Raw genomic sequence first — 14,044 nt, 5'->3', positions numbered from 1 at the left:
GGGGTAACCTTTCAACTGGGGATGAGAGAGCCAGCGCCAGTAGAGGCCAACAACCGCCAATAATCTTTCAAGGAGTTATATTTTGGGTGTTCCCGAGATTGGGTTGCCGCACCGCCGCCGCGGCACAAATCTTCCAAAGATGGGAGATTTCAACCAAGCCGTCATCTTGGACTCCATCCGCCGCTCCGACGAGGGCCTGAGCCGGGTGGAATTGTCGGCCTCCGCCGGCCTGGCGGCTCAGACAGTCTCCAACATTTGCCGCAGGCTCCTTGATTCAGGGCTCATTGTCGAAGCCGGCAAGGAGACCTCCGGTCCGGGAAAGCCGCGGACCATTTTGCGACTGAACCCGCGTGGCATGTACGCCATTGGCCTGCACATTGATCCGGCACTGACCAGCTATGCGCTCCTTGACGCCGTGGGCACAGTGCTGGTGTCGGTGCACGAACCCACCGATCTGGCCAGCACCCCCGCCGAGGCAGTGGCGGCCATGGGTGCCAGCATCCGCCGGATCATCAAGGATTCGGGCGTGGATGAGGAACGCATTGCAGGGGTCGGGGTGGCCACGCCGGGGCCTGTTGACGCCGCCAGCGGCACGGTGGTCAACCCGCCGCACATGCCCGGCTGGACGCGGGTGCCGCTGCGGGACATCCTGCAGGAAACCACCGGACTCGCCGTGGTCATTGACAAGGATGTCACGGCCTCGGCCGTGGCTGAACTGTGGGCCGGCGCAGACAACAGCGCCACCGATTTTGTGTACATCTACGTGGGCACGGGCATCGGCGCCGGACTGGTGCTCAATGACGAAGTGGTCCGCGGCTCCTCGGGAAACGTCGGGGAGATTGGCCACATCATTGCCGATCCGGCCGGCCCCGAATGCGACTGCGGGCGCCGGGGCTGCGTCAAGGCCACCTGCATGCCCGAAACAATGGTCGCCCTGGCCAGGGAGGCCGGTGCGCTGCCGGCCGAGAACCCGCTGGCCCCGAATCCGCTTCTTGACGACATGATGGCACTGGCGCAGGCGGCTGCAGACGGAAACCCCGCCGCCGTTGAAGTTGTTGCCCAGTCCGCACGCAGGATGGCCGGTGCCGTCTCGGTGCTGACCAACCTTCTTGACGTTGAGCGCGTCGTGTTTGGCGGACCGTTCTGGCCGGCCCTGGCACCAAGCTACCTGGTCCAGATGCCGCAGCTGCTGGCAGATCTCAGCGTCACCAGCTGCATCCACTCGGTGGAAGTGGTGGGGACCATCGTCAGTTCCGGGGAGGAAGCATTTGGTGCAGCCTGCCTGGTCATGGAAAAAACGTTCAGCCCCCGCGCAGCCCAGCTGCTGCTCGACGCGAAGCCCTGACCGGCCCTTTCCTCCGGCCCCTTCCTCAGGCCACCCCTTCGACGATCTCGCCAAAGGGGACGGCAGGGTCCGTTTGGGCTTGGACCACGTGCGAAGTGACGACAACATGGACGCCGTGCGTTTTCTCGGCGACAGACTGCAGCAGAACCGGCAGGACGGTGGCGGTGAAACTCTCGCTTTTTCCCTTGAGGTACTCTGCATACGCGGCTGGCAATTGGTTCATGCTCCATACTGTAGTCCCAGCCCGCCGCAGCCGACAGGTGTTCATGGGAAGTTCTCCCCATTGCGGCCCCGCCCCGGATCAGATGGGCTGGACACTTGGAACCATTCGCCAACTGTGCCATCGAAAGGCTTGAGATCTTGTCAACCACCGCCGTCAGCCACCACATCGACCCCCTGGAGCTGGCCCAGGCGCAGCAGCTGGTGAACAGCATCTCGAGCAGCTTCGAAACCAAGGTGGTGGGCCAGGCACGGCTGCGGGAAACGCTGCTGATCTCCTTGATGACCGGCGGGCATGTGCTGCTTGAATCTGTGCCCGGGCTGGCCAAGACCACCGCGGCCCAGACACTTGCCGACTCCATCAGCGCCCTCTTCCACCGCATCCAGTGCACCCCCGACCTGCTGCCCAGCGACATCGTGGGCACGCAGATCTACGACGCCGCCCAGGGCAGCTTTGTCACCCAGCTCGGTCCCGTGCATGCGAACATTGTGCTCCTCGATGAGATCAACCGCTCCAGCGCCAAGACCCAGTCGGCGATGCTGGAGGCCATGCAGGAACGCCAAACCACCATCGGCGGGCAGGTGCACCCGCTGCCGTCACCCTTTATGGTCATGGCAACCCAAAATCCCATTGAGCAGGAAGGGACCTATCAGCTGCCTGAGGCGCAGATGGACAGGTTCATGCTCAAGGACGTCCTCGACTACCCGAGTCCCGTCGAGGAAGCCGAGATCATCAGGCGCATCGACGCCGGCGTGTTCCTGGCGGAAGCCACGCCGTCGGCGGTTGCGAGCCTTGACCAGGTGCGCACGCTGCAGGCAGCAGTTAAAAAGGTGTACCTGGACCCGTCCCTGGTGAACTACATTGTGGGCCTTGTCTACGTCACCCGGCACGCCGGCGCCTACATTGATCCGGCCATGGCCGGGCTGATCGAATTTGGGGCCAGCCCCCGCGCCAGCATCGCCTTCACCCAGGCGGCACGCGCCCTGGCCCTCTTGCACGGACGGGACCACGTGATCCCGGAAGATGTGAAGTCCCTGGCCGACCGTGTCCTGCGGCACCGGCTCATCCTGGGGTTCGAGGCCGTGGCCCAGAACATCCGGGTGGAAAAAGTCATTGCCGCCATCGTTGATTCCGTCCAGACACCGTAGGCAGCAGTGGGCACCTTGTTGACGGCAGTGAAATCCAAGATGTACATCTTTGCGCACCGCAAGGCCCGGGGCATGCTCGACGGCGAATACGCCTCCATCTTCCGCGGGCGCAGCCTGGACTTCGACGACCTGCGCGACTACGTCCCGGGCGACGAGGTCCGCGACATTGATTGGAAGGCCACTGCCCGGACAGGAACACCGCTGATCAAGCGCTACCTGGCAACCCGCAGGCAGCAGGTTTTGTTCGTTGCCGACACCGGCCGCAACATGGCAGCCACGGCCCGCGGGGGCGAGGTCAAGAAGGACATCGCCGTCATGGCCATGGGAGTCATTGGTTCGCTGGCCATCCGCCACGGGGACTCGGTGGCGCTGGTCCACGGCGACGGCGGAGCTTCAGTGGCACTGCCGGCCAAGGGCACGGAGAACCACCTCGAACAGCTGCTCCGCTGCATGGACGGCGCCAGCCTCACCCGCGGCCCCAGCGAGCTGTGCGCCCGGCTGGAATATGTGGCCGCGCACTACAAGCAGCGGATGCTCCTGGTGGTGGTGGCCGACGAAGTCGCCGCCGATCCCCGCCTGGCCAAGGTGCTGCGGCGGCTCAGGGCCCAGCACGAGATCCTGTGGATCCAGGTCGACGATGCGGCCCTGGCCGGTCCCGGCTCCGTGCACGGGGTCGGCATGGACGTTGCGGGCATGGACCCGGTCCTGATGCTGCTGGCCGAGGATCCCGAACTGGCCCGCAGCTATGCGGAGGCGGTGGCGGACCGGGCCCGGGCGCTGGCGCAAATGCTCCAGGCCAGCGGCATTGCGATGGCCGGCATTGGCACCACCGATGAGGTCATGGCGAAGATTTTTGCCCTGCTCGAAAGGCACCGCCGTGCCCACTGACGGAACATTTTTCGCCCCTGTTGGCTACTCGGCGTGGTGGCCCCTGGGCGGCGCGGCCCTCCTCCTGCTCTGCCTTGGCTGGACGTCGTGGGTGTGGATTTCCACCAGGGACCGGGCCACCACCGGCGTGCCGGACTTTGTCGCCCCGCGAAACCCGGAGTCCGTGCGGCAAAAATACCTGCAGCTGATAGCGGTCATTGAGGACAAGCACGACGGCGGCCGGCTGGGCAGGCGGGCAGCCCACCTTGAGTTGAGCCTGGCTGTGCGGACGTTTGTCCACGAGATGACGGGCCTGCCGGCCCAGCGCATGACCCTGGCCCAGCTCAGGGGACGCCAACTGCCCCTGGTGGCTGACGCCGTCGAACTTTTCTATCCGGGGGAGTTCGCCGCCCACGGCGGGAACCTCACGGTGGCCGCTTCGGCTGCGTCCGCCAGAAGCGTGGTGGCGTCGTGGCGTTGAAATATTGGTGGCTGCTGCTCCTGGCCCTGGCCGCGCTTGCCGCCGTGGCAGTCATCTTTTGGCGCCGGCAGGAGGCCGGCGGGCAACGGACCCCGGTGGCGCACGCGGACCGGCTCACGGCCCTGCCCGCGTACAGAAAAGCCCTGGCGCAGCGCAAAAAAAGGCTGCTTGCCGCCCTGGCCGCCGTCGTCGTGCTCGGCCTGTCGCTGGCCGTGGCTGCGGCGCGCCCGGTCACCGAAAGCACCAGCATTCCCGAGAAGCTCAACCGTGACATCATCTTGTGCCTTGACGTGTCCGGCTCAATGATCAGCACCGACGAGGCCATTGTCACGGTCTTTTCCAAACTGGTGGGCAATTTCAAGGGTGAACGCGTGGGCCTGACAATTTTTGACTCCAGCGCGGTGATGGTGTTTCCGCTGACCGACGATTACGAGTTCGTGGCGGGGGAACTGAAGGTGGCGCAGAAGGCGTTGAGCATGGATGCCTCCAGCTTTGAGTATTTTGCCGGGACCTATGAAGCGGCGGGGTCGTCGTTGATCGGCGACGGGCTGGCCAGCTGCGTCAACGGCTTCCCCGGCACGTCGGGGACGTCGGGCACGTCGGGCGCGGAGGAAACGAAACGCTCGCGGTCAATTATTTTCGCCACGGACAACATGCTTGCCGGCAAACCAATTTTCCGTCTGGACGAGGCCGCGGCGCTGGCCAAGAAGGCGGACATCCGCGTGTACTCCCTGAACCCGAACGACTATGGTTCCAGCACTGTGTTTGCCGAGGCCTCTGACGGGCTGAAACAAGCCAGCAGCAGCACCGGAGGCACTTATCATGCACTGGAATCGGAGTCGGCGGTGGATGCGATCGTGACCAAGGTGCAGGCGACCGAGGCGTCCAAGCTGTCAGGCGCGCCGCAAAAGACTGTGCTGGATCACCCGGGCTGGCCCTTGGGCCTGGCCCTGCTGTCGCTGCTGGTGCTGGGCACTGCGGCATGGAGGCTGCGGCGATGACCTTCCTTCCTGTCCTCACCCCGTGGCTTTTCTGGCCGCTGGCAGCGCTGCTCATCGTGGCAGCACTGTTCCTGCTGCTCAAGAACCGCAGTGCGGCCGGCTGGCGCTACGCCGTCCTGGTGGTGCTGGTGGTCCTTGCCGGGGCGCGCCCCGGCCTGGCGGGCGCCCCCGCACCCGTGGCCAACACCGAGCTGAACGTGTTCTTTGTGGTGGACATGACACCGAGTTCCTCCGCCGAGGACTACAACGGCAGCTCCCCGCGCATGGAGGGAATGAAGGCCGACATCATGGCCCTGGCCGGTGAGCTTGCCGGGGCCCGGTTCTCCTTGATCACCTTCGACAGCAGCGCCAAGGTTGTGCTGCCACTGACAACTGACGCCACGGCGCTGCTCACCTTGACGGACATCATGGCACCCCGGCACACCTACAACTCCCAGGGCAGCAGCATCAGCGTGGCCGACGAGCTGCTGGCACAGCGGCTGTCGGCGGCCCGGGATGCCCACCCGGAAAGGCCCCAGCTGGTGTATTACCTTGGCGACGGCGAACAAACGGCGGCCACAGCCCCCGCCCCGTTCAAGGACGCAACCGGACTGGTTGACGGCGGGGCCGTGCTGGGGTACGGCAGCGCTGCCGGCGGAAAAATGCGTGACTACGACTTTGGCAGCGGCAAACCCGGCGACTACATCGTCGACAAGGGCGCAGGCTACGCGCCGGCAGTGTCGCGCATCGATGAGAAATCGCTGCAGGAGATCGCCGGCCAGCTCGACGTCCCCTACGTCCACCGGCCGGGTGCCGGGGGCATCAACCCGGCCCTCGGAAAATCAACACCCAAGGCCGCCTCCCAGCCCGGAGCCCCGGAAGAGGGGGCTGGCGCCGGGCGCTGGGAAGTCTACTGGCTGCTTGCCCTGGCCGGCTTTGGCGTCGCATTGTGGGAGCTGGCCGCACTGACCCGTTCCTGGCGCCAGCTGCACCGTCCCGGAAAGGGTGGCAAATGAGCAGCAACCAGATACCCCAGCCCGGCTCTGCCCAGCCGCAATCCGCCCAGCTGCAATCCGCCCAGTCCCTCCTGCGGCGGCGGCGCAGGCTGCTGTGGGGCTCGTCCCCGGTCGTGCTGATTTCCGTTGTGGTTGCCGTGAAGCTGTTGAGCCTGCCTCTCTCCGCCGGACTGGCGGGCACGGCCTACGACGGCGGAGACGCCGACGGGACAGTCAGGGCAGCCCAGGCGATGGGCACACTCAATGTGGTGGAACGCTACAAGGCACACTTCGCCTTGGGTGACGGACATGTCCTGCGCGGGGATTTCGAGCAGGCCAGGCAGGAATTTTCGCGGGCCCTTGACCTGGTTCCCGCCAACGAATCCTGCAAGGTGCGCGTCAACCTCGTGTTGAGTCTGGAAAAACTTGGCGACGCGCAGGAAAAAGCCGGCGACCCGGCCTCGGCCAAGGAACTTTTCAGCCAGGGCAGCGAGGTGGTGGCGCAGGCACCGCGGGACTGTTTTGCACCCAACAGTGAAAACAACAAGGACGGCGAAGGCGACGCGCTCAAGCAGGCCCAGGAGCGCCTGGCGGAAAAACAGTCGGGCAAGCAGGACGGCGACCAGGAACCAGCACCGGACGCCGAGGGAACGGAGCCGGCCGACGAACCTGCCGACGGCAAGCAGGAGGAACTGGAGAAATCCGGCCGGAACGCGCAAAAGGAGCGCAGCCAGAGCCAGAAGTTCAGCGAGGACTACGCCGAGGACGAGCCCGAACAGTACGCCAAACCCTGGTAGCCGGCGCCCGGCGGCCGGCCCGCCGGGTTGGCGCCGGACGCACCGGACGCGCGTAAAGTTCGGTGTCAAGGGTGAAATGTGGCCCACGCTCGAACGCAATGGCCGAAATATTCCGTAAAGTGGCGACGTAATTCGATGTCGACTTGTTGCCGCGGGAATGTCGTGCCTAAGATTATGTCTACGTTAGTTCCTCAACGTGTGTCAGCGACCCTTGGATGATTCGAGGGTGTGGGTGCCCCCATGTGGGTCTGACATTTGCTGGCGGATCCATGTGAACCTGACAACTGCCCTTTGTGCAGTGTGCAGTGGCGTGTCCGCCCCACCTCTTACGAACATCAGATCGGCCCTTTGCCCGCGTGTCCTGGACAGACGTGTCCCGGATCCAGGGCAGCTGCGGCCGGCCCATCCTCAAGGACCAAGCAAATGTCTCCTCCGAGCCTTCTACAGGCGACGGCGCCTGCGACACACACCGCGCCGACAGCCCTTTCCTACGAGCTTTTTCCGCCTAAAAATGCTGTTGCCGAGGCAACGCTGTGGGCCACCATTCGGGAGCTGGAATCCACCAATCCCGATTATGTTTCCGTCACCTACGGGGCCAACGGCAGCAACCGGGACACGGCAGTGGAGCTTCTCAACCGGCTGCTGACCGAAACCTCACTGCTGCCCCTGGCGCACCTGACCTGCGTTGGCAACACCGCCGATGAGCTGGCCGGCATCATTTCAGAGCTTCTTGACCACGGTGTCCGTGGCATCCTGGCCCTGCGCGGGGATCTGCCCCAGGACGCCGCCGCCCAACCCAGGACAGGATCCCTGCCCCACGCACAGGACTTGATCGAATTGATCCGCCGCGTTGAGCAGCGCCGTTCGGCCCTGCTCTGTGCCGGCAAGGTCGCCATCGGTGTGGCCGCCTATCCGGCGCAGCACCCGGAATCCCCGTCGGTGGAACATGACGTCGAGGTGCTTCTGGCCAAGCAGCGGTCCGGAGCGGACTTTGCCATCACCCAGGTGTTCTTCCATGCAGACCAGTACAAGGACCTCGTCACCAGGGCACGCCGTGCGGGGGTGTCCATCCCCATCATTCCCGGCGTCATGCCGTTCACGAGCCTGCGCCGCGTGCGGCGCCTGGGGGAGCTGACCGGGGTTGCGCCGTCGGACTCGCTGCTGGATGCCCTGGGCCGCGCCGACGACGCCGCCGACAGCCGGCGGATCGGCGTCGCAGCGACCGTCGGCCTGGCCCGGGCGGCCCTGGACGCAGGTGCCCCCGGCATCCACCTGTACACGTTCAACGAACATGCCGCCGCCCTTGAGGTGCTGGACAAGCTCCAGCTGCTTCGCCCCGGACGGCCCGCTGTTGCGTCCCGGAGCTCAGCCGGCAAGCCACCACGACTGGTCACTGCCTAATTCTCCACGGCAAGCACGGCCCTGCGAATTTCACACACTTTGCTTCACACAACTTTAAAGGAACCCCTCATGTCGAACACACCCGTTTTCCCCTCCGCATCCCTGCTGGGCTACCCGCGCATCGGCCGCCGCCGCGAATTGAAGAAGGCCGTCGAGGGCTTCTGGGCCGGCCGGATCAACGCCACCGAGCTGGACGCCGCAGCCAAGGACATCCAGTTGGGCACCGCCCGCCGCCTGTCCGAGTTGGGCTTGGGCGAGGCAGCTGCCATCCCGGGCACCTTCTCCTACTATGACCAGGTCCTTGACGCGGCCACCCACATTGGTGCCGTGCCGGCACGATTTGGGGAGCTGCGCAACGACGACGGCGAGCTGGACCTCAACGCCTACTTCACGCTGGCCCGCGGCACTGTTGAGCAGCAGCCGCTGGAAATGACCAAATGGTTTGACACCAACTACCACTACCTCGTCCCGGAAATCGGCCCGGAAACGAACTTCAACCTGACCTCCACGCGTGTGGTGGAACAGTTTGAATACGCCCTGGCCAACGGCTTTGAAACCCGCCCATACCTGGTCGGCCCGGTCACCTTCCTGCTGTTGAGCAAGGCCTCCGACGACGCCCCGGCCGGCTTCAACCCGCTCTCCCGCCTCGAGGATGTGCTGCCGGTCTACGCCGAACTGCTCAGCCGCCTCGGCGCAGCCGGAGCCAGCTGGGTCCAGCTCGACGAGCCGGCCCTGGTCGCCGACCAGGACGTCCCCGTGGCCGAGATCCAGGCCGCCGTGGCCCGCAGCTTCGAGGTGCTCGCGGCCGCTGCCGGCCGCCCCTCGATCCTGGTGTCAACACCGTTCGGGGCCCTGGCCGAACTGCTCCCCACCCTGGCTGCCGCACCCATTGAGGCGCTCCACATCGACGCGTTCAAGGGCGCCGTTCCCGCCGCCGAAGAACTGGCGCTGTTGGCCGGCAAGACAGTGGTTGCCGGCGTCGTGGACGGCCACAACATCTGGCGCAACGACCTGGCCGAGTCCGCAGCCCGCCTCGAGGCACTGAAGGCGGCCGGACTCACAGTGGCCGTCTCCACCTCCACGTCCACCCAGCACGTCCCGCACGACGTCGATGAAGAGACCCAGCTTCCGGCCGAGCTGCGCAGCTGGCTGGCATTCGCCGACCAGAAGGCCACCGAAGTGGTGACCCTCGCCGCGCACCTGGTGGACCCGGCGTCGTCCGCGCCAGCGATTGCCAAGGCTTCCGCCGTCATCGCCTCCCGCGCCGCTGCCGCAGGGGTCAAGCGCCCCGAGGTGCGCGCCCGCCTGGCCGCCCTGGGCCCGGCCGACTTCAACCGCTCCGAGTACCAGGTTCGCGTGGCCGCCCAGGAAGAGTCGCTGGACCTGCCGCCGCTGCCGACGACAACGATCGGCTCGTTCCCGCAGACCAGTGAGATCCGCTCGGCCCGCGCCCGCGCCAACAAGGGTGCCATCACCGGTGCGGAATACTCGACGCTCATGAAGGAAGAGATCAAGCGCGTCGTTGACCTGCAGGAAGAACTCGACTTTGACGTCCTGGTCCATGGGGAGCCCGAGCGCAACGACATGGTCCAGTACTTCGCCGAGAACCTGGAAGGCTTTGACGTGACGGTCCACGGCTGGGTGCAGTCGTACGGCAGCCGCTGTACGCGCCCGTCCATCTTGTGGGGCGATGTCACGCGTGAAAAGGCCATCACGGTTGAGTGGGCCGAGTACGCCCAGTCGTTGACGGCCAAGCCCATGAAGGGCATGCTGACCGGCCCCGTCACGATCCTCGCGTGGAGCTTTGTGCGCGACGACCAGCCGCTGGGGGACACCGCCAACCAGGTGGGCCTGGCCCTGCGTGATGAGATCGCCGACCTGGAAGCCGCCGGCATCAAGATCATCCAGGTCGACGAGCCCGCGCTGCGCGAACTGCTCCCGCTGCGCCGCGCCGACCAGGCCGCCTACCTTGACTGGTCGGTGAACTCCTTCCGCCTCTCCACCGCCGGGGCAGCCGACGGCACACAGATCCACACCCACCTGTGCTACTCCGAGTTTGGCGTCATCATCGACGCCATCGACGGACTGGATGCCGACGTCACCTCCATCGAGGCGGCCCGCTCCCGCATGGAGGTCGTCAACGATCTGGAGAGCCACGGCTTCGGCCGCGGCGTCGGCCCCGGCGTGTACGACATCCACAGCCCCCGCGTCCCCGGCCAGGCCGAGGTCTCCGAACTGCTCGGAACGGCCGTCAAGCACGTCCCGGCCCGCCAGCTCTGGGTCAACCCCGACTGCGGCCTGAAGACCCGCGGCTACGCCGAGACCGAAGAGTCGCTGCGCAACCTGGTCAAGGCCACGAAGGAAGTCCGCGCCCAGCTCGTCTAGGCGCAGCCTGCCGCGGGGTTGGTGCTGAATCAGCGCCTGAGCCGCTGGGGCGTTGGCCCCGCCCCACGAATCAGCGCCTGAGCCGCGAATCAGCTGTTGCCCAACAGCTGATTCGCGGCTCAGGCGCTGGCGCGCGGATCAAGGAACTCTGCGTCGGTCGGACGAGGAAAAAACGACATTCGAATATGTGTTCTATCCACGAATGAGCGCCGTCATGCCCTCGGTGTGCGGACAATTGGGCGGCGCGGGTAGATTGAAGCCATGAGCGTACAAGAAACCGTGGCTGCGGCACGGACAGTCTTCACCAGTGGAACGACCAAGCCCCTGGCGTGGAGGCTGGGGCAACTCAAGGCCATGAACCAGATGCTGCTGGACCACGGCGACGACTTCACGGCTGCCCTCGCGGCGGATCTGGGCAAGCACCCCGCGGAGGCGTGGCTTACCGAGCTTGGCTTCCTGACGGCTGACATTGCGCACACCGTCAAGCACCTTGAGGGGTGGCTGCGGCCACGCAGGGCCACCGTGCCCCTTGCGCTGCAGCCGGCGCGGGCCACCACCGTGCTTGACCCTCTCGGCGTCGTCCTGGTCATTGCGCCGTGGAACTATCCCATCCAACTGCTCCTGGCCCCGATCATCGGTGCGCTCGCAGCCGGAAACACGGTGGTTGGCAAGCCCAGCGAGATGGCACCTGCCTGTTCGGCCGCCCTGGCCCGGTGGGTCCCCGAATACCTTGACGGGGCTGTCAGCATTGTCGAGGGCGGGGTGCCGGAAACCACCGAGCTGCTCGAGGAGCGCTTAGACCACATCTTTTACACCGGGAACGGCCGAGTGGGCCGAATTGTCATGGCCGCCGCCGCCAAGAACCTGACACCGGTGACACTGGAACTGGGCGGAAAGTCGCCCGTCTACATTGACGAAACCGTTGACATGGTCGCCGCGGCCCGCAGAATTGCGTGGGGCAAGTTCATGAACGCCGGACAAACCTGTGTGGCCCCCGACTACGTTCTGGGCACCGACGCGGCGCTGGCCAGGCTGGCCAAGGAACTCCCCGAAGCGATCAACGACCTCTATGGTCCGGACCCGTCACACAGTCTGGCCTACGGGCGGATGATCAACGACGGCGCCTTCGCCCGCATTGCCGGACTGCTGGCCAGCGACCTCGACGACGACGCCGGGTCCGCCCTTGTCAGCGGCGGGCACACAGATGCCGCCACCCGCTACATCGAACCCACCGTGCTCCATGTTGATGCCGAGGCGCAACTGATGGTGGATGAGATCTTTGGCCCGGTGCTGCCGCTTGTCACTGTTGGTTCGGCCGCGGAGGCCATCGCCTACATCAACGGGCGGGACAAGCCGCTGTCGTTGTATGTCTTCAGCGACGACGCAGGGGTGCGGAAGGACTTTACGGAACAAACATCGTCGGGAGCGCTGAACTTTGGCGTCCCGGTGGCGCACCTGTCAGTTCCCGAGTTGCCGTTTGGCGGGGTGGGGGAGAGCGGCATGGGCAGATACCACGGCCAGCACTCCATCGACACCTTCTCCCACCACAAGGCCGTGCTGGACAAGCCGTTGTCCCCAGACACGCTGTCGCTGATCTACCCGCCGTTTGGCTCCGTCAAGAAGCAGATCATCAAGCGTTTCGTGGCGCCGGCAAGAAAATTCAGGAAGGACTGACGCGCTGACGCACTGGGGGGCGTGGGCGTCTGGAGCCCGGAGACGCTGGTGCGGCTACGGCGTCAGATCCACATGGCTGGCGCCCGTCACTTCCTGGAGGATGCCGGCCAGTTTGTCAACGAACACCTCAACCCGCGCTGTCCGGTTGTCGTTGATGAGCAGGGCAAAAATGTTCCTGGCCAACCGGATTTCGGGCACATCCAAAACCACCACGTTCTCGGGCCGGCCCTGCAGCGCCAGCTCGGGCACCAGGGCGGCGCCCAAGCCCACGCTGGCCAGCTGCAGGCTGGCATTGAAATCGTCGCTGTAGACGGCAACCCGCGGGTACAGATTGCAACTGGCAAAGAGCCGCTCAATCACGGCGGCGTCACTTGTCCCGGGGTGGTGCATGATCCACGGCATATCGGACAGCTGGGCGGCTTCCACCACTGAGCCGGGCCGGATGCCCCACGCCTTGGGCAGGACGACCCTGAAGTCGTCATCCCCAATCCACTGCCGGTTGATGGTGTGCGGCCAGGCCAGGCCGGACTGCCCCACCTGATATACCAACGCAACATCGAGTTCGCCGCCTGTCCGCAGCCCGCCAATGGTCTGTTGTGGCTCACCCACCGACACATGCAGGTTGATGCCCAGGCCGGGCCATTCGGGGCTGCGCAGGAGTCGCGGCAAAACGTGGGTGGCCAGCGACGGAAAAATGCCCAGCCGCAATTCCTGGCTGGTGCCCTCCTCTGTCCTGGCGCTCGCAGCCAGCAGCGCATCAATGTCCGTGAGCACCTTTGCCGCATGCCGGGACATGACAAGGGCCGCATCCGTGGGCAGCACGCTCCGGGCTGAACGGTGGAAAAGCTTCACCCCGCTGTCACGCTCCAGTGCGGACATTTGCTGTGACACTGCCGACGCCGTGTACCCCAGTTGGGTGGCTGCCGCGGCAAGGGACCCGCGGCGGACGACCTCGAGGAGGGTCCGCAAGTGCACTGGGTTGATCAAGGCGCTCTCTTTCCTTACTGCCGGGCGGGTTCCCTGCAAGCATAGACGGCCCTCGCGGCTTGCGTAATGCCGCCTCGGCGCACGCGGATCCACCGCCCGTTGTGTACATTTGTACATAACGAATTGCCTGGACGGAATGCCTGACGGAATGGACGGAATGAACTACGGAACGGACACAGCTATGCGGCACCCGCATTTCGGCCACGACCCGCGCACCATGCGGGAACGCATGGAAGCCGGAGACCTCTACCTGGCAGAGGATGCCGAACTTGCAACAGCCTCCCAGCGCGCCATCACACTGGCCCACCGCTACGGCCAGCTGTGGGCGGAGGACCGCGACGCCGGCGAGGAAATCCTGGCCGACCTCATCGGCTCACTGGGGGAGGACGTTGAGATCCGACCTCCATTGTTCGTGGACTACGGCCGTTACATCACCATCGGCCCCAGGACGTTCATCAACTACAACTTCACCGCCCTCGACGTCGCACCCATCACGATCGGCGCCGACGTCATGATCGGTCCGGGAGTCCAGCTGCTGACACCCACGCACCCGCTGGATCCAAGCCTGCGCAGGGACAAGCTCGAAGCGGCCCGGCCCATCACGATTGGCGACAACGTCTGGCTCGGCGGCGGGGTCATCGTCCTTCCGGGCGTCAGCATCGGCGACAATACCGTGGTTGGGGCAGGGGCCGTGGTCACACGGGATCTGCCGGCCAACGTCGTCGCCGTCGGCAACCCCGCGCGCATCACCAAGCAGCTGTAAG

At 65.5% G+C, this 14,044-nt stretch carries 13 protein-coding genes; 11 read left to right on the top strand and 2 right to left on the bottom strand.

Features of this window, described 5'->3' with window-relative positions; genetic code table 11:
* Nucleotides 1–139 precede the first annotated feature (139 nt).
* Complete coding sequence (locus tag ACT3TS_RS05800) at nucleotides 140–1,345, top strand: ROK family transcriptional regulator (protein WP_444530546.1); 1,206 nt, start codon at nucleotides 140–142, stop codon at nucleotides 1,343–1,345.
* A gap of 25 nt (nucleotides 1,346–1,370) precedes the next feature.
* Here the strand turns inward: ACT3TS_RS05800 and ACT3TS_RS05795 are convergent, their stop codons facing one another.
* The gene (locus tag ACT3TS_RS05795) at nucleotides 1,371–1,568 is read right to left on the bottom strand and encodes a hypothetical protein (protein WP_444530545.1); all 198 of its coding nucleotides are present in this window, start codon (nucleotides 1,566–1,568) and stop codon (nucleotides 1,371–1,373) included.
* Nucleotides 1,569–1,702: 134 nt separating this feature from the next.
* Between ACT3TS_RS05795 and ACT3TS_RS05790 the strand changes: the two genes are divergently transcribed.
* The 9 genes from ACT3TS_RS05790 (at nucleotide 1,703) to ACT3TS_RS05750 (ending at nucleotide 12,293) form a co-directional block, all read left to right on the top strand.
* Nucleotides 1,703–2,713: an AAA family ATPase gene (locus ACT3TS_RS05790; RefSeq protein WP_444530609.1), complete on the top strand. Its 1,011-nt coding sequence runs from the start codon at nucleotides 1,703–1,705 to the stop codon at nucleotides 2,711–2,713.
* Between the two features lie 6 nt (nucleotides 2,714–2,719).
* Complete coding sequence (locus tag ACT3TS_RS05785; protein ID WP_444530544.1) at nucleotides 2,720–3,601, top strand: DUF58 domain-containing protein; 882 nt, start codon at nucleotides 2,720–2,722, stop codon at nucleotides 3,599–3,601.
* Nucleotides 3,591–4,061, top strand: a complete 471-nt coding sequence (locus ACT3TS_RS05780) for a hypothetical protein (protein WP_444530543.1) — start codon at nucleotides 3,591–3,593, stop codon at nucleotides 4,059–4,061. The genes ACT3TS_RS05785 and ACT3TS_RS05780 overlap by 11 nt, the downstream gene beginning before the upstream one ends.
* Nucleotides 4,052–5,062 carry a vWA domain-containing protein gene (locus ACT3TS_RS05775; RefSeq protein WP_444530542.1) on the top strand — a complete coding sequence of 337 codons (1,011 nt, stop codon included), beginning with the start codon at nucleotides 4,052–4,054 and terminating at the stop codon, nucleotides 5,060–5,062. Before ACT3TS_RS05780 ends, ACT3TS_RS05775 begins: the two co-directional genes overlap by 10 nt.
* On the top strand, nucleotides 5,059–6,057 hold the full coding sequence (locus ACT3TS_RS05770; protein WP_444530541.1) for a vWA domain-containing protein: 999 nt from the start codon (nucleotides 5,059–5,061) through the stop codon (nucleotides 6,055–6,057). The genes ACT3TS_RS05775 and ACT3TS_RS05770 overlap by 4 nt, the downstream gene beginning before the upstream one ends.
* Nucleotides 6,054–6,833, top strand: a complete 780-nt coding sequence (locus tag ACT3TS_RS05765) for a tetratricopeptide repeat protein (protein WP_444530540.1) — start codon at nucleotides 6,054–6,056, stop codon at nucleotides 6,831–6,833. The genes ACT3TS_RS05770 and ACT3TS_RS05765 overlap by 4 nt, the downstream gene beginning before the upstream one ends.
* 423 nt (nucleotides 6,834–7,256) lie before the next feature.
* On the top strand, nucleotides 7,257–8,234 hold the full coding sequence (locus ACT3TS_RS05760) for a methylenetetrahydrofolate reductase (RefSeq protein ID WP_444530539.1): 978 nt from the start codon (nucleotides 7,257–7,259) through the stop codon (nucleotides 8,232–8,234).
* 69 nt (nucleotides 8,235–8,303) lie between these two features.
* Nucleotides 8,304–10,619 carry a 5-methyltetrahydropteroyltriglutamate--homocysteine S-methyltransferase gene (gene metE / locus ACT3TS_RS05755; protein WP_444530538.1) on the top strand — a complete coding sequence of 772 codons (2,316 nt, stop codon included), beginning with the start codon at nucleotides 8,304–8,306 and terminating at the stop codon, nucleotides 10,617–10,619.
* Nucleotides 10,620–10,880: 261 nt separating this feature from the next.
* Nucleotides 10,881–12,293: an aldehyde dehydrogenase family protein gene (locus tag ACT3TS_RS05750; RefSeq protein ID WP_444530537.1), complete on the top strand. Its 1,413-nt coding sequence runs from the start codon at nucleotides 10,881–10,883 to the stop codon at nucleotides 12,291–12,293.
* A gap of 54 nt (nucleotides 12,294–12,347) precedes the next feature.
* Here the strand turns inward: ACT3TS_RS05750 and ACT3TS_RS05745 are convergent, their stop codons facing one another.
* Nucleotides 12,348–13,280, bottom strand: coding sequence for a LysR family transcriptional regulator (locus ACT3TS_RS05745; protein ID WP_444530536.1), 933 nt, complete (start codon nucleotides 13,278–13,280; stop codon nucleotides 12,348–12,350).
* 157 nt (nucleotides 13,281–13,437) lie between these two features.
* On the opposite strand from ACT3TS_RS05745, the gene ACT3TS_RS05740 reads away from it, so the two are divergent.
* Nucleotides 13,438–14,043 (top strand): sugar O-acetyltransferase, encoded by a 606-nt coding sequence (locus ACT3TS_RS05740; RefSeq protein ID WP_444530535.1) that lies wholly within the window; start codon nucleotides 13,438–13,440, stop codon nucleotides 14,041–14,043.
* Nucleotide 14,044: the final 1 nt, after the last annotated feature.

Origin of the sequence: Specibacter sp. AOP5-B1-6 (assembly GCF_052376555.1) — a bacterium.
GTDB lineage: Bacteria > Actinomycetota > Actinomycetes > Actinomycetales > Micrococcaceae > Specibacter.
The sequence above is the reverse complement of the archived record's forward strand: the minus strand, read 5'-3'. Positions and strand labels throughout refer to the sequence as shown.